19 protein-coding genes and 1 pseudogene are annotated in these 23,544 nt (G+C 53.4%); 5 read left to right on the top strand and 15 right to left on the bottom strand.

The window, feature by feature from the left end:
• Positions 1-51: 51 nt before the first annotated feature.
• Together VI25_RS11820 and VI25_RS11815 are read right to left on the bottom strand one after the other, a co-directional pair.
• A complete protein-coding gene (locus tag VI25_RS11820; RefSeq protein WP_055562521.1) occupies positions 52-549 on the bottom strand; it encodes a LytR/AlgR family response regulator transcription factor in 498 nt (165 codons plus the stop codon).
• Positions 550-633: 84 nt separating this feature from the next.
• Positions 634-1,770 (bottom strand): sensor histidine kinase, encoded by a 1,137-nt coding sequence (locus tag VI25_RS11815; protein ID WP_052695419.1) that lies wholly within the window; start codon positions 1,768-1,770, stop codon positions 634-636.
• 389 nt (positions 1,771-2,159) lie between these two features.
• Here VI25_RS11815 and VI25_RS11810 point away from each other — a divergent pair, with 389 nt between their 5' ends.
• The gene (locus VI25_RS11810) at positions 2,160-4,649 is read left to right on the top strand and encodes a TonB-dependent receptor domain-containing protein (RefSeq protein ID WP_045689675.1); all 2,490 of its coding nucleotides are present in this window, start codon (positions 2,160-2,162) and stop codon (positions 4,647-4,649) included.
• A 63-nt stretch (positions 4,650-4,712) separates the two neighbouring features.
• Here VI25_RS11810 and VI25_RS11805 read toward each other — a convergent pair whose 3' ends face one another.
• From VI25_RS11805 to VI25_RS11755, 11 genes and pseudogenes are all read right to left on the bottom strand, one after another.
• A complete protein-coding gene (locus VI25_RS11805) occupies positions 4,713-5,465 on the bottom strand; it encodes a shikimate dehydrogenase family protein (protein ID WP_055562522.1) in 753 nt (250 codons plus the stop codon).
• A gap of 111 nt (positions 5,466-5,576) precedes the next feature.
• Positions 5,577-6,224, bottom strand: a complete 648-nt coding sequence (locus tag VI25_RS11800) for a DedA family protein (RefSeq protein WP_045689676.1) — start codon at positions 6,222-6,224, stop codon at positions 5,577-5,579.
• A 53-nt stretch (positions 6,225-6,277) separates the two neighbouring features.
• A complete protein-coding gene (locus VI25_RS11795) occupies positions 6,278-6,973 on the bottom strand; it encodes a spermidine synthase (RefSeq protein WP_045689677.1) in 696 nt (231 codons plus the stop codon).
• 51 nt (positions 6,974-7,024) lie between these two features.
• Entirely contained in the window at positions 7,025-7,936 is a 912-nt protein-coding gene (locus VI25_RS11790) for a TraB/GumN family protein (RefSeq protein ID WP_045689678.1), read from the bottom strand.
• 157 nt (positions 7,937-8,093) lie between these two features.
• Positions 8,094-9,434 carry a PQQ-dependent sugar dehydrogenase gene (locus tag VI25_RS11785; RefSeq protein WP_045689679.1) on the bottom strand — a complete coding sequence of 447 codons (1,341 nt, stop codon included), beginning with the start codon at positions 9,432-9,434 and terminating at the stop codon, positions 8,094-8,096.
• Positions 9,435-9,630: 196 nt separating this feature from the next.
• Positions 9,631-10,460, bottom strand: a pseudogene (locus VI25_RS11780) (phosphosulfolactate synthase).
• 222 nt (positions 10,461-10,682) lie between these two features.
• Complete coding sequence (locus VI25_RS11775; RefSeq protein WP_045689681.1) at positions 10,683-12,080, bottom strand: tetratricopeptide repeat protein; 1,398 nt, start codon at positions 12,078-12,080, stop codon at positions 10,683-10,685.
• 213 nt (positions 12,081-12,293) lie between these two features.
• Positions 12,294-13,304 (bottom strand): NAD-dependent epimerase/dehydratase family protein, encoded by a 1,011-nt coding sequence (locus VI25_RS11770; protein WP_045689682.1) that lies wholly within the window; start codon positions 13,302-13,304, stop codon positions 12,294-12,296.
• An 83-nt stretch (positions 13,305-13,387) separates the two neighbouring features.
• Positions 13,388-14,152, bottom strand: a complete 765-nt coding sequence (locus VI25_RS11765; RefSeq protein WP_045689683.1) for a tyrosine-protein phosphatase — start codon at positions 14,150-14,152, stop codon at positions 13,388-13,390.
• A 21-nt stretch (positions 14,153-14,173) separates the two neighbouring features.
• Positions 14,174-16,624, bottom strand: coding sequence for a GumC family protein (locus VI25_RS11760; protein ID WP_052695420.1), 2,451 nt, complete (start codon positions 16,622-16,624; stop codon positions 14,174-14,176).
• Between the two features lie 44 nt (positions 16,625-16,668).
• Positions 16,669-17,610 carry a polysaccharide biosynthesis/export family protein gene (locus tag VI25_RS11755; RefSeq protein ID WP_045689684.1) on the bottom strand — a complete coding sequence of 314 codons (942 nt, stop codon included), beginning with the start codon at positions 17,608-17,610 and terminating at the stop codon, positions 16,669-16,671.
• Between the two features lie 244 nt (positions 17,611-17,854).
• Between VI25_RS11755 and VI25_RS11750 the strand changes: the two genes are divergently transcribed.
• The 4 genes from VI25_RS11750 to hpf all read left to right on the top strand — a co-directional run bounded on the left by VI25_RS11750 (position 17,855) and on the right by hpf (position 20,725).
• Positions 17,855-18,994, top strand: a complete 1,140-nt coding sequence (locus tag VI25_RS11750; RefSeq protein WP_045689685.1) for an acyl-CoA dehydrogenase family protein — start codon at positions 17,855-17,857, stop codon at positions 18,992-18,994.
• 166 nt (positions 18,995-19,160) lie between these two features.
• A complete protein-coding gene (gene rpsU, locus VI25_RS11745; RefSeq protein ID WP_045689686.1) occupies positions 19,161-19,355 on the top strand; it encodes a 30S ribosomal protein S21 in 195 nt (64 codons plus the stop codon).
• A gap of 152 nt (positions 19,356-19,507) precedes the next feature.
• Positions 19,508-20,395: a tyrosine-type recombinase/integrase gene (locus tag VI25_RS11740; protein WP_055562519.1), complete on the top strand. Its 888-nt coding sequence runs from the start codon at positions 19,508-19,510 to the stop codon at positions 20,393-20,395.
• A 30-nt stretch (positions 20,396-20,425) separates the two neighbouring features.
• The gene (gene hpf, locus VI25_RS11735; RefSeq protein ID WP_045689688.1) at positions 20,426-20,725 is read left to right on the top strand and encodes a ribosome hibernation-promoting factor, HPF/YfiA family; all 300 of its coding nucleotides are present in this window, start codon (positions 20,426-20,428) and stop codon (positions 20,723-20,725) included.
• A gap of 105 nt (positions 20,726-20,830) precedes the next feature.
• On the opposite strand, the gene metK is transcribed toward hpf, so the two are convergent.
• A complete protein-coding gene (gene metK / locus VI25_RS11730) occupies positions 20,831-22,093 on the bottom strand; it encodes a methionine adenosyltransferase (protein WP_045689689.1) in 1,263 nt (420 codons plus the stop codon).
• Between the two features lie 191 nt (positions 22,094-22,284).
• Positions 22,285-23,544, bottom strand: a complete 1,260-nt coding sequence (locus VI25_RS11725) for a hypothetical protein (protein ID WP_152981589.1) — start codon at positions 23,542-23,544, stop codon at positions 22,285-22,287.

Genomic DNA, 23,544 nt, shown 5'->3' with positions numbered 1-23,544 from the left:
CTGTGTACAGCATCAAGTATTCCTTTTGGCCTTCTACGTAGTAAATATCGGCTACCAGTACCCGGCGCAGGCGGTTGTCGTGGCGCACAAAAAGGGCTTCCTCTCCCACTGCCCCACCCATTTCGGGGGCCTCGGGGGTAGCGGGCGTGCCGCCGGCGTCGGCTGGCTCAGGGCGGCCCGGGCCCGGTGGGCTGCCTGCACAAACCGCTCGAAAGAGATAGGCTTGAGCAGGTAGTCTAAGGCGGGCAGCTCGTAGCTCTGCACGGCGTAGTTGGCGTGGGCCGTGGTGAAGATAATACGCGGCCCCGGCTGGGGTAGCAGCTGCGCCAGCTGTAGTCCCGTCAGGCGGGGCATCTGAATATCCAGAAAAACGACATCTACGGGTGTGTCCTGTAGAAAAGCTACCGCAGCCAGTGCATCATGAAACTGACCTTTGAGCTCTAAAAACGGAACCTGCGCGCAATATTCCGCCAGCACATGAAGGGCCAGGTGTTCGTCATCGACGATAACGCAACTCAACGGACGGCGAACAGAGGACGTGGGCTCCATCGGAGGAAAAAGGAGTAAGAGAAACGAAACTAGAATTACGTAAAAATAATCTTCCAGCGCCCCTACGCGGGTTATACCAATAAGCTACCGGAGGCTTTCGGCTGTACGCCGCCTGCTCTCCTGCCGGGCCAAATGCAGGGTCATGCGAACGGAATACTCCTCGGCGTTGGCTACCACTACTAAGTCGTGTTGGCGGGGGTAGAGCAGCGCCAAACGCCGCCGCAGGTTGGCTAGGCCTACGCCGCCTGGCGCCTCGGGCGTAGCGTGGGGAGACTGCCGGTTGCGGACGGAGAAGTGCAGCTGGCTATCCTCGGTGAGGTGCAGGGTCAGCCGAACTACGTGGGGGCGGGCCGTTAAGTCGCCGTGCTTGAAAGCGTTTTCTACCAGCGGCAGCAAGAGCATGGGCGGCAACTGGTAGGCGTACTCGGCACCGGGCGGCAGCAGAATAGAGAACTGAATAGCCTCATCGGCTTCGTCTGGCGGCAGGCGTAAGTGTTGCAGGGTAAGAAAGCTCTGCAAGTGACTGATTTCGCGCGCCAGGGGCACGGTATCGTCGGCGCTGTCGTAGAGCTGGTAACGCATCAACTCCGACAGGCGCAGCACTGCTTCCGGGGCCTGAGGCGAACAGTTGAGCGTGAGCGAATAGATATTGTTGAGCGTGTTGAATAGAAAATGCGGGTGCAGTTGGGTTTTCAACAACGCCAGCTCGGTACGCAAATGCTGCTTTTCCAGCTCGCGCCGGTCTTCCCGCTCGCGCAGGTAGTCGCCCGCTAGGCGCAGGAAAAAGCTTAGCAACACAATCTGCCCGCCCAGCAGCAAGTAGTAGGCTTGCAGCACCTGCACGTAGTAGGCCAGCGTTTGGGGCACTCCCTGAATCTTCACTTCCTCCAGGGCATAGCTCAGGCCAATGCGTAAGGCCGCGAAGGCGGCCAGCCCCAGGCCAAGCACCAGAAAATACGCTGGCAAACGCGTGCGTACAAACAAGCGCGGCATCACCAGCCAGTTCAGGTAAAACAGCCCCGAGTCGAGCACGTCGGTCAGGAAAGCATTCAGCCAGAAGTTGTCTTCCAGCATGGGTAGGAAAGGCCCCACCCGCAGTAGGCGCAGCTGAATATCGAAGTACAGCAGCAACCCCAGCCACACCAAATGTGGCCACGGCAGGCGCTTCAGGAGGGCGGGCCAAGCAAAGGGGCGGCGGGCAGCAGAAGAGGAGAGCGACATACAAGAACGGCTGCCACCACGGGCCACCAACGGGCGAAAATAGCTAATTGGCTCGCTCCCGCTGCCCAGTAATCAACCAGTAGCTACTCGTGCATCAATCAAAGCCCGGCTGGTTTCTATGAATGCCTAAGCAGAACCTACTAGCGGCCTGTAACTGCCTGTTACCAGCTTGCTGTGCTAGTGAAATGCCGGCGCAATGCAGCTGTAGCCGTGCTGGTTGAGACGAGGCGGTAATTGGTAGCACCAGAAAATAGCGTTTGTTGAATTATAGCATTGGGCTGATGAAATACCCGATACGTTTGCAGCGTTGTGCCACCAATTACCGCCGATTGGGCTCTTACCCGTGGCTACTACTATCCTTCCTACAGTCTATCCTTTCCCACCCGTATATGAAGCAAGCTTTTACGCTAGCACTATTGGCCCTGCTGGCCGCGCCAGCGGCCTGGGCCCAAACCACTACTGCTCCTGCTACCACCGCCAGCCCTAAAGGCACGGGCCGCCTTACGGGCCGCGTGGTAGATGCCACCACTAAAAAACCCGTTGAATATGCCACTGTGGCGCTACTGCCAGCCACCGGCACTACGCCCCTTACTGGAACGGCATGCGACGCCGATGGCCGGTTCGAGCTTAAGGATTTGCCAGCCGGTTCCTACCGGTTGCAGCTCAGCTTTGTGGGGTACACTACCCGCTTTGAGCCCGTCACCGTTACTAGCAGTGCTACCGAGGTGGGGGCTCTTACCCTTGCTAGTGCCGCCCAAAATCTGGCTGGCGTGACAGTAACTGGTGAGCGGCCCGTGGTGGAAACCAAGCCCGACCGCCTGGTGTATAACGCCGACCAAGACGCGAGCAACACCGGCGGCACCGCGGCCGACATTCTGCGCAAAACACCCCTGGTCAACTTAGATGGTGAAGGCAACGTGCAGCTGCGCGGCACCAGCAACGTACGCATCCTCATCAACAACAAGCCCTCGGCTCTCCTATCTGGCAACCTTGCCGAAGCACTCAAGCAAATTCCAGCCGACCAGATTAAGGCGATTGAAGTAGTTACGGCCCCTTCGGCCAAGTACGATGGCGAAGGCTCCGGCGGGGTCATCAATATTGTGCTGAAGAAGAACAGCTTGCAGGGCATGAACGGGAGCGTAGGAGCCAGCGGCGGCAACCGCAACCAGGGGCTGAATGGGAGCCTAAACGCTAAGCGGGGCGTAGTAGGCGTGAACACAAAGCTCAGCGGATTCCGCAACCGCTACCCCTTTCGCAGCAGTACCACCCGAACCAGCTTTTTGCCCAACGGCGCAGTTGGCCAGCTCAATGAGCGCACTACCTCCCGCAACCAAGGCCAGGGTGGCTACGGACAAGTAGAGCTGACCTATGACCCTTCCCCGCTACATAGCTTCACTATCAGCGGCAACGGCAACCTGTACAACAACCGCACCCCACAGGAGCTATTCAACCAATATCAGGGCGAGCCCAAGCTTGACACCCTGTACTCGCGCGATATCAACCGGCAGGACCAAAGCCGGAATTTTGATTTGAACGCGGGGTATACCCGCACCTTTGGCGAGAAGCAGCCCCGCCGCGAGTGGAGCGTACTGGCCCAGCATACCAGCAACCGTAGCCGCGAGCAGTACCGCCTCGACCAGTTCCCGACTAGCGAGCTACGCGGCCCCATTGAATATCAGGAGGCTAGCCGCAACCTGGCCCGCAACCTCGAAACCACCTTCCAAACCGATTACACTCAGCCTTTCGGGGAGAAGAATACGCTGGAAGTTGGAGCCAAGCACATTCGTCGGCAAGTGAGTAGCGACTATACCCTGGACACGCTGCTAACCAGTGAGCAGACGGGGTTTGTGCGCAGTCCCCTCCGCTCCAACCGCTTCGACTACCACCAAAACGTGCTGGCGGCTTATGGCACCTATAATTTTTCCCTCGGTAAGAAGTACGCCTTTAGCTTGGGTACCCGCCTGGAGCGCACAGACATTCAGGGCGAGTTTCAAAACGAAGCTGGCCGCTTTTCCAACGACTACTTGAATGTACTGCCCAACCTCAGCGCCACCCGCACGCTCAAGAAAGATGGCCAAACGCTACGGCTCAGCTATTCCCGCCGCATTCAGCGCCCCCAAATTTACTTCTTGAACCCCTACGTAAACCAGGTAACCCCTAACTCGGTGAGCTTTGGAAACCCCAAGCTGCGCCCCGAGATGGCCCAACTGGCGGAACTGACGTACGGCACCTTCGCGGAAAAAACATCCTTCAACGCTTCTGCTTTTGTGCGGCGCACGGGCAATTCTATTGAACGATTCAGCGACTATAACGAGAAGCTAGCTCGCAACGAAACTACCTACGGCAACCTGTCTACTACCACCATTTACGGAGTAAACCTGTACGGCTCCTGGAAGCCACTTAAGGATTGGGACTTGAGCAGCAACCTCAGCGGCGACTATACCAACCTGCGTAGCGCCCTGCTGAACCGCCCCAACCGCCGCGCCAGCATATACATGAACATCAATTCCTCGCTCAAGCTGGGTAAGGCTTACACCTTACAAGGCTACGGCGGTTTCTGGACGGGCGGCGTGGAACTGCAAACCCGCTACTCGGGTGGCCTGTACTACGGCCTGAGCGTGAAGAAGCTGTTGCTTGCGGAGAAGGCCGACATTATCTTGGGTGCAAACAACTTCTTGGCCCCCGGCCGCGAGTTCCGCAGCACCACTACTACCCCCGATTTCATCAACCAAGGCATTTTCTACTCCTACCAGCGCTCCTTTCGCCTTTCCTTCAATTACCGCTTCGGCAAGCTAGAGGGTGGACAGCGTCAACGCCGCACTATCCGCAACGACGACTCCAAAGGTGGCGGCAGCGGCCAGCAAGGCGGCGGGCAGTAGCTTAACAGCCCATAGACTACCGCCAGAAGCCCAACACTGGCGCACTCTGCTTCTACTTGTGCTTTACTGGTCTAGGGGCTCTTCATTCCAGATCTGCCAGGCAGCTTCCGCTTGGAGGCATAGCATCTCAAATCCGTTTTTGGTTTGGGCCCCAACAGCTTGGCCGCGCTGCATAAACTCGGTTTCGCGGGGGTTGTAGATCAGGTCGTAGAGGTAGTGACTGGCCGTGAGGGAGCCGTAGGGAATAGCGGGGCACTCCTGCACATTGGGGTGAGTGCCTAGCGGAGTAGTATTGATGATGAGCAAGTGCTCTTGCACAAGGCGGGGCGTTAGCTCCTCGTAGGTAAGGCCACTACCCAGCGGGTTGCGCGACACTACCCAGTAGCCAATACCTAAGTCGCGCAGGGCTACTTCCACGGCTTTGGAAGCCCCGCCGCTACCTAGCACCAGCGCCCGGCCATCGAAACCAGCGGGCACAAACGTCTGCAAGGAATCCCGGAAGCCAATCATATCGGTGTTATGCCCAATCAGGCGGCCATCCGAGGCAAATTGAATGACGTTGACGGCGCCCACCCGCGCGGCCGAGGGCGCTACTTCGTCCAAGAAAGGCCACACCTGCTCTTTGTACGGGATAGTGACGTTGAGGCCGCACAACTCAGGATGTTGCTGGAGTAGTGCAGGCAGATCTTGAACGGCAGCTAGCTCGAACAACTCATACTGGTGATCAGACAGCCCCAGGTTGTGAAACTTCTGGGAGAAATAGGTCTGAGAGAAAGAGTGACTCAGAGTGCGTCCGATAAGGCCAAATTCACGCATAGCAACGGGCATTTTTGGTCTACTATAATGCAACGAAAAAACCGCCCCGACCACAAGATCGGCCGGGACGGTTTAGGTAGTACTGCTGTACGCCACGTACGGTTGCCACGGCTACGCTACCGGAGCACGACGAGATTTCAAGAACTCAAATACGGCTGGCAGCACAGATACCACAATGATGCCTATCGTGAACAGTCCAAAGTTATGCTGAATCCAGGGTATGCTTCCCAGGAAGTAGCCCGCACCAGTAAGCAGAATTACCCATAGTACAGCCCCTACCAGATTGTACGACAGAAACTTCGTGTAGCTCATGGTGCCTACCCCGGCCACAAAGGGGGCAAACGTGCGAATAATGGGAATAAAGCGGGCTATGATAATTGTTTTAGCGCCATGTTTCTGGTAGAAGGCCTGCGTTTTTTCGAGGTGCTCACGCTTTAGAAATCGTGAGTTTTCGCGAAACACCCGTGGCCCCAGATAGTCGCCAATGTGGTAATTGAGCGTGTCGCCGAGCACAGCGGCCAAGATCAGCAGCCCAATCATAGCCCATATATTGAGCGGAGAGCCAGGCAATGCGGCCAAGGTACCGGCGGCAAACAGCAGCGAGTCGCCGGGCAGGAAGGGTAGCACTACCACCCCAGTTTCCACGAAGATGATTAGGAACAGGATGGCATAGGTCCAGACTCCGTAATCCTGAACTAACTCGGTCAGGTGCTTATCCAGGTGCAGAACGAAGTCCAGCAGGTGCTTTATGATTTCCATAAGGAGTAGAGGTTGAGCCTGCAAAGAAAGCACTTGCCCAGCAAAACCCTACCTCAGCCACGGAATGTGGCTCCTTCATTTCCTGTAGCCTTATGCAGCACCAGCAACCGGTTGTATTGTTCTACTTCCACTTCCTTTACCGCAAAGCCCACTGTGGGTAGGTACGCCGCCACATCCTGGCCAGCTACTACCAAGGAATCTTTGGTGAGGGTATTGAATAGTACGTACCCACCCGGCTGCAAAAGGCGCCATATGTGCTGCCAAAAGGCCGGTGCCTGCAAGCCCGCGGGCAAGTCCAGATCAATGAACAGGTCGATTATGACCAGCCGAAATTCGGCTGTCGGCGCAGTTGGAACCCATGCAAACGCATCGGCACACACAATATCCAGTCCGGCCCCGGCCCGAATACCAAACTCCGCGTCGGCAACTTGAATTAGCACTGGGTCGAGTTCTACCGCCGTAATGGGGCCCGTAGCTTGGTGCTCTCGGCGCAGGGTTTCTACCACCGAGCCCCCACCCAACCCCAAAACCAGAATGGGGCCCGGGGCCGCGGGCTCGGTGAATAGCAGGCCGTAGCGCAGCACCCGCTGCAAAGACCCGTAGGAGTAGTTGGCGTGGGCTGTATCCAGCACCTTGCGCCCCTCGTGCAATACTACCTCTACCACCCCACTGTGCACAGACTGCACACGGCGCTTGATGGGCAACAAGTAGCTAGCCACGTGGCGGAGAGCAGTCAGCAGCTTATTCATGGGGTGCGAAGGTAGTGCTGGCAGCGTAGTAGCACGGGATATGCTGACCGACTAGCGCAACGGCCGCACTTGGTAGCCTTCTTGGCGCAGAAGAGCCAACACGCCTTTGGGCCCGCCAAGATGAGCCGCTCCCACCGCAAAGAATGTGGGTTGGGTAGCAGCCATCTTCGTGATGGAGCCAATCCAGCTTTGGTTGCGGGAGTTTACGAGTACGTCTTCGTATTCCTGAAAGCCAAACAGGCTCTTGGTGGTCATGTTGCGCAGCTCTTCTACGTTTTGTGCTTTGTAGAGCGTCACCATTTGCTGCACTTCCTGGCGGGCTTCCGCTTCTTTGTTTACCATGTCAACTAGCATTTGGCCCTGGGCTTTGTAGGGAATCTTCTCGAAGAAGCCCATCTGCTGTTGCACGGTTTCCAGCCCCAGCACTTCTTTTTTCTGCTCCTGAGCCATTTGCACAAACGTAGCCTCGTAGCTGGCGGGCGCGCAGCCTAGCAAGGCAGGGTAGAGCATGGAGCTCAGAATAAACGGCTTGAGCGTGCCTACCCGGTCGATGGGTACGCCGGCCTTACTTTGCAGATACTTGCCCACGCTGGTATAGTCAGTGGGTGAAAGGAGCTGCTGCAAGTTCTGGCCGCCATTCATCATCATGCTTGCTTGCATTTCCTGCATCATAGTGGGGCTATCCATGTCCAGCTCCAAGACTACTTGCTTGGCTTTACCAAAGGACTGCTTCACTGGCTCAGTCACCACCAGATCGGTTGGGCAAATCAGGTGAACCGTGCCATATACGTAAGAAGGGGCCGCTAGTCCCTTGCCCGTTATTTCCCACAGGAGTGCATTAGTAGCAGCCGGGCTAGCGGCTGTAGCTGCCTTGGCTGGCTTGACAGCAGCTTTCTGGGCTTGGGTAGCAAGCGAGGTGAGGAGTAGCGTGGCGGCCAGGGCCGTGTTTCGGAGGAAGCTCATCAGGCAAAAAGGGATGGAGGTACAAGGATAACACATAGGTCGTCGGCCCACCCAATTCATTACAGCTTGCCGCAGCTTTATTTCTCCTAAACATAAAACCGCCTGCCCTCCTGGGTGAGAGGATAGCAGGCGGTTTTTGAAATTATAAGGGTGTAGGCTAGCTGCTAGCTACCACACGCCATACCTTGCCAGCGGCATCGTCGGCCACTAACAGGGAGCCATCGGGCATTTCGGTGATGCCTACCGGACGACCGTATACCTGTTTTTTGCCTTCATCGGCCACGAAGCCCGTTACGAAGTCTTCCATAGGCCCGGCTGGTTTGCCGTTCTGGAAGGGTACAAATACCACTTTGTAGCCCGTGAACGACGAGCGGTTCCAGGAGCCGTGCTGCCCAATAAAAGCGCCACCGCGGTATTTGGTAGGGAAAGCCAGCCCATCGTAAATAGCTAGCCCCAATGATGCAGTGTGCGGCCCAAGAGGAACTTCGGGCACTACTGATTTTTTCACGAGGTCCGGACGCTCACCCTTACGCCGGGGATCTTCGTGCTGACCGAAATAGGAATAGGGCCAGCCGTAGAAAGCGCCTTCCTGCACGCTAGTGAGGTAGTCGGGCACTAAGTCATCACCCAGCTCGTCGCGCTCATTCACGGCCGTCCAGAGTTTGCCCGTGCTAGGAGCCCAGTCCATGCCCACGGGGTTGCGCAAGCCCGCCGCGTATATCTTCTCACCCGAGCCATCAGGGTTGATTTCGAGAATATTGGCCCGGCGCTTCTCGTTTTCTATGCCGTGCTCCGCCACGTTGGAGCCCGAGCCTACCGACACGTATATTTTCTTTCCATCGGGCCCAGCCAGTAAGTTGCGCGTCCAGTGGTTGTTGTAGCCACCCGCCGGCAAGTCCAGGATTTTTTCGCCCTTCGCCGTGATTCTGGTTTGGCCGCTTTGGTAGGGGTAGCGCCATACACCATCGGTATTGCCGACGTAGAAGTAGTTGCCCAGCACCAGCATACCGAGGGGCTGATTGAGGTTGCTCAGGAAAGTTTCCCGCACATCGGGCTTGCCGTCCTTGTTGGTATCGCGCAGCAGCGTAATACGGTTGGCACTCGTTGGGCGCAACGATTTGGAAGGGTCCAGCTTCAGGGCCGCGGCTATTTTCTTCTTAGGATTCGTCGGTACAGTATTAGCCTCGGCTATCAGCACGTCGCCGGAGGGCGTTACGTAGGCCCAACGCGGACTCTCAAAGTCGCCCGCATACTCACTGATGGAGAAGCCAGCCGGTACGACGGGGGTTTTGCCAGTAGGCCAGCCTATCACTTCGCTCCGCTTCGTCACCGATTCGGAAGCATACGGCTCGGGTAATTTCACTGCGGTGGTGGCCGTAGCTACCGTATCGGCGGGGGTAGTAGCGGCGGCTTCCGCTTTTTCTTCTTTGGAAGGACCACCACAGGCGGCTAGCAAGCCTAGCCCCAGCAGTGGCAGGTGAAAAAATGATTTTCTCATTATAATGCAGTGAGTTAGAAGCAGGAATACTGGGCAGCACTAGCTATACAACGGGTGCTGCCCGCCTTACTCCTACTTCATCTACTCAACTTTGTTACGCTCAACCGTATTACGCTTGCCAAGGCTGGTAGGTAACGCACAACGCCCGGTGCCATCAGGGTGACACCGGGCGTTGTACTAAGCAGAGACTCCAATACTAGCCGCGGGGCATGGAGGTGCCAGGCTTGCCCGTGGGCTTCTCGGGGCGGAAAGCTTCATCTACATTGTCCATGTCAATGAAGTGAGTGAAGGTGTCGCCACGCAAGCCCAACCGAATGGTTTCGAGGCTTACAATCTCATTCGGGGCAATGTTGCCCAAGTTTACGTTGGCACCGAGCAACTTGATAAACCATACCTGCTGGGCTTTCTGAGGTGCTTCCCACAGAATTTTCTCGAAGGGAATTTGGGTTAGAATCTCTTCTACCAGGCCCGAGCGCACCTCGCCGGTGCTGCGGAACAAGCCCACGTTGCCGGCTTCACGGGCCTCACCAATTACTTTGATAGCACCGGCTTCTAGTTCGGTGCGCATCTGCGAAATCCACTTGTAGGGAGGAATAATTTTTTCGGCGTCCTTGGAGCTACTTCGCTCAGCACCTTCACTTCCTTAGCCAGTTCCCGAATGTATTCTAGCTTCCGGTCGTGATTCAAGTCAATAGAGCCATCCGATACTTCGGCGTATTCCATGCCAAACTCGGAAAGCAGGCGGCGGTAGTCATCAAACTGGTTGCGGATGATAAAGGCCTCAAACAACGTTCCGCCGAAGTACACCGGAATGCCTGCTTCCTTATAAGCGGCCAGCTTACGCTTCAGGTTGGGGGTTACGTATGAGGTAGCCCAGCCCAGCTTCACGATGTCGGTGTACTCCGCCCCAACCTCAAGGAAGTCTTCCACTTCACGTACGCTGAGGCCTTTGTCCATTACCATGGTGTAGCCTTGCTCGCGAGGTTTGGAGGTGCGGTCGGGGAGTTGATTGAGATTGTAATTCATTCTTGGTGGTCTTAGGGTTCTTTTCGGAAAGTGGTGGACTAGAAGATGCGGCAACCTGAACCAAAGGGGTGCGCCCGGCGCCGCGCCCAAAAGTACGCCCGAATTCTATAACAGCTTGAAATGCGACCGGGGCCCGGGAGCGGCAGCGCACTAAGTAGCTCTATTTGACGGTATAGAACTCCTCTTTGGCGTTACCCTCCCGAGCCCCGGAACTTTCACTAGTTACTTCCGATACTGGTCAATCAGGCGGGCCAGCGCCCGTTGCGACTCCAGCTCGGGGAAGTATTCAAACAACAGCCGGTGCTTATCAAAGTCTAGCGTTAAAGCACCTTCCAGCGTTTCGTAGGCCTCACGGTAGCGGCCGGCTGCCAGCAGGTAGGCGCACAGGCGGTAATGCAATTCGGCCTCCATGGGCTGAATTTCTACGGCATTACGCATCAAATCAATGGCCCCGTCGAAGTTGCCTTGCTCATAGAGAATAATACTCCAGTTAAGCCACGCATCTTTGTTGTCAGGGGCTACTTCAGTTGCCTTCTCGTAACACTCGATAGACGATACCACGTTGCCAATTTGGTATTCGGCAGCGGCCAGGGCCAACCAGTATTCAATGCTTTCGTCGTAGAGGCTCACGGCCTTCCGAAAGAAATGAATGGCCTCGAAGTAGCGTTCCTGCACGTTCATCACGATGCCAATGCCAAACCACGCCTCATCCAGGGTAGGGTCTAGGTCGATGGAGCGCTGGTAGAAGCGGCGGGCATTGTCCCACTCGGCTAGCTTTTCGTAACACTCGCCAATGTTGCACAAGGCTTCGGCAGTAGGCTCACCCTCTGGGTAACTCAGCTCAAACTCACTAATCGCACGACGATACTGCTCTAAGCTAACGTAGGTACTCGCCAAGAAGCCATGAGCTTCGTAGAACTTAGCATCAATGAGAATAGCGTAGTCGAAGGCACTAATAGCATCGTCGAACTTGCCAGCCCGCAGGTACGCCTGTCCTAAGTTGTACCAAGCTACTGCAGAGTAAGGGTCGTCATCAGTGAAGCGGCGGAAGAAATCAAGGTTGTTTTCCAGCCGTTCGCTTACCTCCAGACAGTACAACAACTCCTGCACTGCCACGTCATTGTCGGGGTTGAGGCGCAGGCTTTGCTTGTAGTACTTAGCGGCACTCTTAAACTTCTGCCAGCTCTGGTACGCCAGGCCTAAGTTGAAGAAGATGTCGTCGCGGTCCTGTGCACGCTCGGCTGCTTGATGAAAAAAAGCCACAGCTTCAGCAAAATCGCCGCGCTGGGTAGCAATAATGCCCCGCGTTACCGCTACGTCTGGATTATCTGGGTCGAGCTGCGCCACATCCTCAATCTGCTGAGCAGCCGCCACGTATTCGCCCTTCATTGCCAATACTTGCGACCGATCAATGAGCAGCTCCGTGCTGAATGGATATTGGGCAATAGCCGCCTCACAAGCCTGTAAGGCCTTTTCGTACTGGGTGTTCGTAGTATAATGGTCGATGATGTTTTCAAAATCGGCCAAATCAAAAAACACGGGTTCATTTTGGGCTACCATCCGCTCAAAGCGGCGCACAGTATCCAGTACTTCCTCCCGGTCTTCAAAATTTTCGTTCATTCTCATGCTGCTACAATCAGCCAAAAGCCGCCAACATGGCAGCTTTCCGGGGTGGATCAAAGCTAAATTCTAGCGAATTCGCCTCTATCCTGAATATACAACAACCGCACCGCAGACCCACAGGTTCAGGCGCGCGTAGCGTAGATTTAAAACTTCGTAATTCTTGTATCGAAGGTACGCTGCTAGTGCTTTCCTCCGCGTCGATAACGTTTTTTACCGAGTTGCTGGGCTAGCAGCTGCGAGCATAACGAGCTCATCACAGCACCACCGAATCGTTTCAGATAAAGGCCGGAACTCCATGTGCAAGGTCTGCCGCACTTTATCGGCCTTGTATTCGGTAGGCTGGCGCCCAGCGCGGGCGGTATCCTTGGTGATGAGCGGCCGTGCGCCCGTTAGCAGGGACCGGACATGCTCGAGGCGCCAGATAGATTCGGCCAGCCAGTTAGGCACTTCCGTTGTGGGAGGCCGCTTACCGAAGCACGTTGCTGCTTCGGCAAAGAACTGGTGTAGCGGAAGACTACCAGCACTCAGTACATACCGCTCACCGCTTATTTCGGTGTCCAAGGTCAGCTGACGCAGGGCATGTACTACATCGCGCACGTCCACTAAGTTGATGCGACCGGGAGTGTAAAAGCGGTGCTGATTGTAAGCATACCGAAAGAGCCGGGTGCTGCTCCGGTCCCAATCTGCCGGCCCGAGTATCACTGATGGGTTTACTATTACAGCTCTAAGGCCTTCCGACACCCCTCGCCATACTTCCAGTTCACCTAGGTACTTCGACGTTGCGTACGCATTGTGCGCCGCGCCCAAATCCCACTTTGCAGTTTCGTCGATTACTAGTGGCGCTTGTTCCTCTTCAGTGTCGGCCTTTCGGCTGTCCAGCGCTGCTACCGAAGAAACGTAGCCCAATCGTATTCCAGGCCGTTCCAGGCAAGCATCTACGATGTTGGCGGTACCCTCTACGTTCGTTTGCTGCAGCGCTTCCTCATCCTGCGGTGCGTACGATACTAACCCCGCACAATGAAACACGTGGGTTACGCCTTCTAGCGCTGCTCGTAAGCCAATGGCATCTCGCACATCACCTTCTATCCACTCTACCTGGTCGGCTCCGGACACGGCCGGCACTTGCTCTCGATATAGCGCGCGGACGGGTAATCCACGAGCCACTAGGTCAGCAATAAGAAAGCTCCCCACCAACCCGCTTCCACCGGTCACAAAAATCATGGTATTGGGGGTTAGAGCGTAGAAGGTTGGTAGCGACACGCGCTTATTGAAGCACGCGCCTAATTCAATCTATACTGTGTTATCTACAAGGTAGCGTTGAGCAAAGGCAACGCCAATAACTTCTGTAAATAAGCACTAGTCAGCACTTTTGTTTGAATGGAGTCGGTGTGCTTGATATGGTGAGCATCCGTGCCTACTAGGTCTACTAAGCCAGCGTCAATCAGCTTTTCGGCCACCTTCTTTGCTCCGCTTGAGTAGTAGCCAGTTAGGGAGTTTAAGTTTAGTTGCAGAAGGATACCATCCTGACGAATCTTCTCCAAATCCGCAAACCGGCCGTACAGATAAGTATAGCGCTCAGGGTGGGCTAGTACGGGCCGATAGCCGGCCGCCTGCAGATTAAACATCGTTTCCGCGAAGTTCAGCGGCTCATTGATGTAGGAGGTTTCTACCAGGATGTAGCGCTGCGCTCCTCCAAACGTGAGTAGAGGATCCTGCCGCTCCAAACGTTGACTAAACCACTCATCTAAGTAATACTCAGCGGCACATTCGAGGGCCACTTCGGTTACACCAGCTTGTATTGCGGCGCTCCGTAAGCTTTCCAGGGCACCCCAGATTCCTTCCGGGGTATTGCGGTAGAAGTCGCCCATTACGTGTGGGGTCATTATTAGCTTCCGATACCCCAATTTCTGCAAGGCCCGCAGTAGCTCTACCGATTGTTCAACTGTCTCAGCTCCATCATCCAGCCCGGGCAGCACATGGGAGTGCATATCAGTACCCAGTGCTTCCAAGGTGGCCGTTGGCGCAGCATCGTTACCTGACCCGAATAATTTCTGGAAGAAAGAAGCCATGGGTAAGAATAGCGTACTGCGCTAAGAAAAGCGTTTCCGCAGCTTATTCAACACTCCTCTTGCTGGCTTTGTCTCTTCATAATAGCCTTGTCCGTAGCCATAGCCGTAGCCATAGCCGTAGCCGTAGCCATACGCACCACCAGCCTTCGCGTCGTTGAGAATGGTGGTTAGCTTAGTAAAGCCGTTCGAGCGAACTAACTTACTTATGTTCTTAAGGAAAGACTTCTTCGAGTAATTAGCTCGTACAATGTAGATAGGCACGTCTGCCTTCCGCATGATGAGAATACCATCCGTCACGAGTCCTACGGGTGGTGTGTCTATCATCACTACATCATAGGTCTGAAAAAGAGACGCCAGCATCTCATCGAAACGGGGGCTTAGAATGAGTTCTGACGGATTAGGCGGGGTAGGGCCAGCAGAAATAAAATCCAGCAGTGGAATAGCGGTATGCTGAATGCATTCTTGCCAAGTGTGCCGCTCAATTAGAATAGTACTAACGCCTTTTACGTTCTCAGCTCCGAATGCCAAGTTTACTTTGGGCTTGCGCATGTCTAGGTCCAGAATTACCACCTTCTGATCGGAAGCAGCAATAATCCCGGCCAAGTTCACGGTTACGAACGTCTTGCCTTCCCCACTGATAGTAGAGGTAACAGAAATTAGACGCTTCTTCTTTGAAGAGGCTATGAACTCCAAGTTGGTTCGAATAGAACGGATGGCTTCTGATATAGCTGCTTTGGGGTTACGGTCCACTACCAGCTTCGAGACTGCCATCTTCTCCTTATCATACGTCGGGATTACGCCCAGCACCGGCACCGATGTATTCCGCTCTAGTTCACCAACATTCGTTACGGTGTTGTGTAGTAAGTAACGGACAGCAATTAGACCAATCCCTAGTACTAAGCCAGCTGCTAAGCCAATGGCATACACCATAAGTCGAACTGGTGAGATAGGTGCGCTGGGCAACGTAGCGGGCGATAATACTTGAAAATCGGCCGTAATGCCGGCCCGCGCTATGTTGTACTCCAGGGTCTTGTCCATCATCAGCAAGCTGTATTTCTCGTACAACTCACGAGGACGCTTAAGCCGCTCAATCTGAGTCTTAAGCTCAGGTAGCTCCTGCAAGCGGCCTTGTAGAGCACCTTGCTTGGCATCCATTTCAGCCAACTGACGCTGTAGTAGCTGTTGATTCTGAACCAGCAGCTGACGAATGCTACGCTTCGTAAAAGCTATCTGGTCTTGAATGACTTGGATAGCTGTAGTAGTAGGTTTATAGCCTACTGAGGCTCGATTTAAATCGAGCTGTAATCCATAGAGCTCTCCAATTCGTTCTGTTAACTCAGGAGCTTTTATCTCTGCTAGGGCAGGGATACTTTGTTCAGCAGATACATCTTCCCGTGCTACGAATTGATTACTCTCAATCTGATTACTTAGGTTACGCAGCAAATTAATTTGCTCCTGTAGTTCCTGCCGCTCTTCCTGCTGAGTAGTTATTGCTGATGTTACAGTACCCAACTCTGACTCCGCATCGAAGAGATTATTACGCTTCATGAAGTCCTGCAATTGCTCTTCCGCTTGGCGCAATAGTCTTCTATTTTCCTCAGACTGCTCAGCCAAGTAGCGCAGGGTTTTGGCAGATTGCTCCTGCTTGCGCTGAATTTTCTCTACTAAATAGGCCGTATCTACCTTATTAACAATATCATGCGCCTTAAGAGGATTATAATCAGTAAATCCAATGCTGATTGTATTTGCATCAGGATTTACAACCTGCACTTGCAGATTCTGACTTAAGTAGCCATTGATTGTACCCTCGTCATGAATAATAAAGAATAAGTTACGCTCTAGGTCGCTAAGCTGGTAAAAAGCAGTACGGTATAAGCGCAAACGAAATCCAGTGGTTTCAACTGGAGCGTCGAAACCGGTTTCCTTAACCACTTCTTGACCGCCCTCCAAGTAAGTTAGCTGTACCCGGTTTGGGCTCAGAAACTTCAAATTGAAACGAGTATTAAATAGACTACCGTTTTTACTCTCGTATTCTACTTTAAAAGGGGAGGTCTTGTACAGCTCTGTCTCAAGTACAGTACCCTCCGCATAATAGGCAACTTCCAATTCTAGCGAATCGCGGAGACGGCGATAAATCAGGTCAGAGTTAATCAGTTCCATCTCCCCCGACAGTTGAGTGACAGTCTGCTTCTGCTCAACCATTTTACCTAGCCCTTCTAGCCCCAATACACCTGCTTCCGTTTTCTCGTCTATTTTGAGAACGGAAGAGGATTGATAAACTGGACGAGTATAGCGCAGAAATAACCAAGAGGTCAGTAGACCAAGCATTACCAGTAAAAGCACCCAAGGCAAGCTTTTACGGGCAACCATGATGAGGGTGGTTAGGTCCAATCCTCCACCATCATCTTCATCTGCTTCTCCGCCAGCATTGCGGACCAGATCTTCTAATTCAACTTCTTCGTTTACAGCCATGTAGGCAGGTGCTCAGGAGGAGTAAAAAGTATACAGATCTGCTATTAGTTGCCTATAACAGCATTCCGTACCAGCAAGAAAGTAGTGATGATGCCCGCTATGCTACCTACTATACCAAAATAAGGCTGGATATCAGTTAGGGTTTCGTACACAGGCCGACGAATGGGCTCGACGTAAATAATATCATTAGGCTCAACTTGCAAACTAGCGCGCCGCATTCCTTCGATAGTGGTCAAGTTGATTATTTGTACTTGCGGATTTTTTAAATTCCCCCTGATAAGGCGGATATTATCAGCCCTACCAGCCTGTGCCCCTCCCGCATTGCCACCTGTACCCACGTAACCGCCGGTAATGCCTCCTGCTTGCGCTAGCACCTCCAACAAATTCATATTGTCATTGTACATATAGATGACCTGGCCTGATCCACCAGCTACTGCCCCCAATACCACAATGCGATTGTTGTTGACCCTTGTTACGACGAATACGTCTTTATAATACTCACTGTATCGTTGAGCCAAGATGCTATCAGCCTGAAGTAAAGTGTAACCAGCCAGCTTAACCGGAGCTATCATGGGCAATGTGATAATACCATCATGCTGCACCAAAAATTCATTCAGGCCATATCCCTGCTGCTGTTGCTGCTGTTGCTGCCCACGGCCCGAGGTATTACGCTGAACAGTTTGCCTGTTACCTCCCTGACCGCCAGGAGTACCAAACATCAACTCTCCATTAGGGTCTAAAATCCGCTCCCCTTTATTGGTATTCACTCGCACTTCCAAGTAGTCGTTCGGCTGGATTATGTAGTTCCGTTCTGCACGATTTACCACATCTCGCAAACGAGCCGTATCAAGAGCACCAGCACCGTCTGTTCGTAGCAAAACGTTTTGCTGACGTAAGCGCGAAGTAGTACAAGAGAAGGTAAGCAGCAGAAACGGCGCACATAGCAGCCAAAGACGGAAAATGCGGCAGATAGGGGGAATTTGCATGCAGACCAGGATGACCAGGTATGTGAGGTAGAAAACTATAAACGCTCGTTTTTGCGAGGCAGTATTTTTTCTAAAAAACCCTCAAAGTAACCGAATTAGCGCGCCCTTTCAAAATCCGAGCCAAGCACCACCGAATGATGCACTCGCTTCTCCTCACTTGAAATCGTACTTTCGTGGACCCAAAACCAGCCCCCACTGGTTTTTCTCATACTCCGTTCTCACCCTCATCTATCCCCACCCACTTATGGAACTGGTAACCACTGAAAACCAGACAATGATTGCCCAGATGGTGCGCGACTTTGCCGCGCAACATATTAAACCCCACATGCGCCAGTGGGATGAAACGCAGGAGTTCCCCATAGACGTTTTTCACAAGCTTGGTGAACTAGGCTTAATGGGTGTGCTTGTGCCAGAAGAATTCGGCGGGGCCGGCTTTGGTTACGTGGAATACGTAACTGCCATTGCAGAATTGTCCAAAATTGACGGCAGCATTGGCCTGAGTATGGCCGCCCATAATTCCTTGTGCACGGGCCACATTCTACAGCACGCTTCCCAGGAGCAAAAACGCAAGTACCTACCAAAACTAGCCTCGGGTGAATGGATCGGTGCCTGGGGCCTGACAGAGCCAAATACAGGATCTGATGCAGGCAATATGCGCACGGTGGCCGTGGAAGATGGTGACTTTTATGTCATCAACGGAGCCAAGAATTTCATCACTCACGGTAAGAGCGGCAACGTAGCAGTAGTTATTGCCCGCACTGGTGAAGTAGGTGACTCCCATGGTATGACTGCTTTCATTGTGGAGCGAGGTACTCCTGGTTTTGAAGGCGGCAGAAAGGAAGACAAGCTAGGCATGCGGGCTTCGGAAACAACTGAAATGATTTTCACTGATTGCCGCGTGCCAAAAGAAAATGTGATTGGCAAGGTGGGTGACGGCTTCGTACAGTCTCTTAAGGTGCTTGACGGCGGCCGTATCAGCATTGCTGCGCTTAGCTTGGGTATTGCACAGGGAGCGTATGAGGCGGCGTTACAGTATTCTAAAGAGCGCCACCAGTTCAATCAGCCAATCAGCAACTTTCAGGGTATTGGCTTTAAGCTAGCTGATATGGCTACGGAAATTGAAGCCGCTTCTCTGCTCACTTACCGCGCAGCCGATATGAAAGACCGGGGACTGAACGTCAATCGCGAGTCGGCAATGGCGAAGTTGTATGCTTCTGAGGTGTCGGTGCGAGTGGCAAACGAGGGGGTGCAAATTTTCGGCGGCTACGGGTATACCAAAGACTACCCCGCTGAAAAGTATTACCGCGACGCCAAGCTTTGCACTATTGGCGAAGGCACTTCTGAGATTCAGAAGCTCGTTATTGCTCGTACGTTACTTAAATAGGCGTTTCGGAAAAGCAGAGTAGGTGGCTGCGCTGTGTAAGGACAGAGGTATATGGCAGACCCCAAATGATTGAATCCTAGTTAATCTACAAATCATTTGCATCTGCCACTCATACTTTATTATCTTTGCGGCCCCTCCAACCCGGGATTTCAACCTCACTGAAGATATGATCATCGTACAAATCAAAGAAAACGAGTCGGTTGACCGTGCGCTGAAGCGCTTTAAGAAGAAATTCGAGCGCACGGGCGTTCTGAAAGAACTGCGTCGTCGTACGTTCTTCCAGAAGCCTTCCATCACCAACCGCAAGCAAAAGCAGAAGGCTATCTACAAGCTGGCTACCTACGGTACCGACGCTAACTAGTAGACCTACTCGTTTTAACAGGTTTGAAAAAGCCGGCTATCCTGCCCTAGTGGCATGGTAGCCGGCTTTTTCACGTCCGTACTTTGCATTTTTTTCTTGCGTTGAATTATCTACATTGGTTGTCCGGTCTTGCCTTGACAGGGCCTTAGCCTATGGAATTATTTTTTGACTACCTGCGGTTTGAACGGCGCTTTAGCCCGCACACAGTGCTTTCTTACCAAACAGATTTGCGGCAGTTCTCGGACTACCTCTTAAGCACGTATGAGCTAGCAGACCCAAGCCAGGCTGATCATACTCTGATCCGCTCTTGGGTGGTAACACTCATGCAACAGCAGATGGATCCGCGTACGGTTAACCGGAAGATTGCGTGCTTGCGCTCTTACTACAAGTTTTTGCTGCGCACAGGTGCCGTTCAGAAAAACCCCATGCTGCGCATCACTTCGCCGAAAGTAGCCAAGAAGCTACCTGACTTCGTGCCGGAGGATTCTTTGAACGGCCTACTTAATTCATTTGCCTTTGAGGACACGCTGGGCGGAGTACGCGACCAGTTAGTTTTGGAGCTTCTTTATGGCACGGGTATTCGCCTTTCGGAACTCATTGGTATCCGCCATGATGATGTGAGCATACCAGGCCGAACCGTACGTGTGACGGGCAAGGGAAACAAGCAACGCATCGTGCCTCTGAACCCTACTCTTGCAATAGTGATAGAACGCTATATAGAGCGAAAGCAACGGGAATTTGCGTCAGGCAGCAACGCGCACCCAGCCCTCCTCGTTACGGATAAGGGAGAGCCGCTCTATGAAAAGTTCGTATACCGCACTGTAAAGCACTATTTAAGTCAGATTACAACTGCATCCGGCCAGCAGCACCCTCACGTGCTGCGCCATTCTTTTGCCACGCACTTGCTGGGCAAAGGTGCTGACTTAAACGCTATTAAAGAGCTGCTGGGCCATGCTAACCTAGCAGCTACGCAGGTGTACACGCACTTGAGTATTGACAAGCTGAAATCCGTATTTGAAAAGGCCCACCCAAAGGCCTGATTTTTCGTTTTACCCTTAACCCCACATCCGATGAAAGTACAGATGCAATCGGTGCACTTCGACGCCGACCAAAAACTGCTCGACTTCATCCAGAAGCGTCTCGACAAACTCGAAACCTTCTATGACCGTGTAACTGAAGGAGAAGTAATTCTGCGCCTGAACAATAAGGACGGAATCGCAAACAAAACTGTAGAAATCAAACTCTTCGTACCAGGTAGCACTCTGTTTTCGCAGGAAGATGCGGGTACGTTTGAAGCTGCTACCGACGCTGCAACGGATAACCTGAAGCGTCAGATTACTAAATACAAGGAAAAGCTAGTAAGCCACTGAGCCCGAGCATAGGCTAGTAACCTCCGATAGATAATTAGAAAAGCCCCGCCTGATAAGACAGACGGGGCTTTTCTAATTATCTATCGGAGAATTTGCACTCGGGTATTATAACCCAAATTCTGCCTTAATGGCGTCTACGTAGTCGAGCTTTTCCCAGGTGAAGGTCTCGACAGTCTTAGTGCTACCATCTGCCTGCACTACTTCTTTGGTACCGGGCTGGCGGCCCATGTGGCCGTACGCTGCGGACTCAGCGAAAATGGGGTTTTGCAGCCCCAACCGCTGCACGATAGCATACGGACGTAGATCGAACAGTTTCTGTACTTTCTGGGCTACTTCACCATCTGTGAGCTGGTGGCCGAAAGCGCCATTTGCCTTGGTAGTACCGTAGGTGGTTACAAATATTCCTACGGGCTCGGCTACACCAATGGCATAGGCTACTTGTACAAGAGCCTGATCGGCTACACCAGCAGCTACTAGGTTCTTGGCAATATGACGGGCGGCATAGGCTGCCGAACGGTCTACTTTGGAAGAGTCCTTACCGGAGAAAGCGCCGCCACCATGCGCTCCTTTGCCGCCGTAGGTATCCACAATGATTTTACGGCCAGTGAGCCCGGAGTCACCATGCGGACCACCAATGACAAATTTGCCCGTGGGGTTGATGTGGTACTTAATCTCGTCGGTGAAAAGCGCCTGCACGTCTTCGCTCAACTGCGCTTTTACGCGCGGCACCAAGATGTTCTTGATGTCCTGCTCAATCTGCTTCAGCATTACTTGCTCTTCGGCAGCAAACTCATCATGCTGGGTGCTCACTACAATTGTTTCGATGGCAACGGGCGTGTTATCATCATTGTAGCGAATGGTTACTTGGCTTTTCGCATCAGGACGCAGGTAGGTCATTTCCTGACCGGCTTTGCGAATGGCCGACAGTTCGCGCAGCAACCGGTGCGACAAGTCGAGAGCCAAAGGCATATAGTTCTCGGTTTCGCGGGTAGCGTAGCCGAACATCATACCTTGGTCGCCGGCACCTTGCTCCTCCGGCTTAGCTCGCTCTACCCCTTGATTGATATCTGCCGACTGCTCATGCAAGCGGTTCATCACCTCGCAGGTGTCTGCGTTGAAGAGATACTCTGGCTTGTTATAGCCAATGCGACGAATCACCTCCCGGATGATGGGCTCAGCCTCAACATGGGCCGATGACTTGATTTCGCCAGCAACCAAGGCGAAGTCTGTGGTAACCAGAGTCTCGCAGGCCACTTTGGCAGTTGGGTCCTGACGCAGGTATTCGTCGAGGATGGCGTCAGAAATCTGGTCGGCTACTTTATCAGGGTGGCCTTCCGAAACGGATTCGGAGGTGAACAGGTACGGCATCAGCTTGTAAAGGTATAAGTACGCGAGGGGCCGGCAGCCCCTGCCCTGCTAGGGCTATGCTGCCAGGCAAGGGCTGCAAAGCTACGAGTTTTATAAATGGATGAATTACTGCAGTTCCAAACAGTCTAAAAACCCTGGTTCAACTAGGTTCTCCGTTAGCTTCCGCACAGCGTGTAGGTAGGTTGCCTAGTTCAGGAAAACGGGCCGTAGGAACATACCTGCCAAATATGCCAACCTAAGGCGCCCGCAACCGCCAGCCACCGTACCCTCGGATAGGCAGGAAGCCGGTAGAGAGCCGCCGCTACAAAACAAAGCAGCAGGGGCACTAGCGTAAAGGTGAGCCGCTCCCGATAATAGCCGAGCACGGCAAAAAAAGCTACAAACCCCACCAACAGAGCCAGGATGGTAGGCAATGGCTCGTTGCGCAACTCTCCTCGGCGCGCTAGCTGCCAAGCTAGTACCAGCGCAACTCCCACAAATAGGCCAATGGCCGGCCACGTGCTCACGAAGTGCTCAAGGCGTGTTCCTACCTCGCACCAGAAGGCCCACCACGGTAGCCGAGCGGCTTCTAGCAGCCAAACTAGTTGGTTGTAAGCTTCGGCCTCGTGATTGTAGTAGCGGACACCCCGCAACCCCAGAATAGCAATCCAGAGTCCAGTAGGTAAGGCAAAAAGTAACGTGAGCCCTACTGTAAAGAATGCTTTCCTATAAAGCGGCTGCTTTTTGCCTTGCTGCCAAGCCAGATATAGCAAGCAAGGCAGCACCAGCACAAAGCTACCGTACACCAGGGCTAGCCCGCCCCCAAGCAGGGCGAAGCAGCAAAGCTGGAGCCATGTAGTACGGCCCCGCAAAGCCAACAGGATGTACAAACAAAGTAGTGGCACTAAAAACGTGAACATCTGCTGGTGCACCGTCCAGAAGAAGGCCTTGGTAACTTGGTTGGACGCCAGAAACACCAATAATGCACCAAGCACTAACTGGCTGCCCTGCCCCTGCGTCAGACGCCGATAGAGGTTACTGAACAAGAGCATACTAGCTAGTAGCACCACGTAGTTCAGCAGTACATACCCAATGTAGAAACCTAGCAATGGTTGATACTTAGCCGGTAAGTGGGCTACTGTTTGCGGAGGTAGTAGCCCACTGGCCGTGAGACCCTGAACTAGCCAAGTGCAAGGGTAGCCCACAGCAGTACCCAGCAGGATAAACAACGGGCGCGACTGCCGAACTTCTCTGGGCTCTAGCAAGTGAATAGGCTGCCGGGCATCCTCCATGTACACAAAACCGTCGCAGTTGGCCGTGAAGCCGGCAAAGGAGGAAAGGTGCAGATAAGTCCCGCAGTACTCAGTCTCGGTTTGCGGAGACGGTGAGAATAGAAAGGAAGTTGTAGCTAGCAGAATGAGCAGCGTACAGCCTACGGCCTGCCGCAGCACCCTCCGAAGTGGCATTGTCAT

The organism is Hymenobacter sp. AT01-02 (assembly GCF_000961955.2).
In the GTDB taxonomy this organism is placed as follows: domain Bacteria; phylum Bacteroidota; class Bacteroidia; order Cytophagales; family Hymenobacteraceae; genus Hymenobacter; species Hymenobacter mucosus.
The sequence above is the reverse complement of the archived record's forward strand: the minus strand, read 5'-3'. Positions and strand labels throughout refer to the sequence as shown.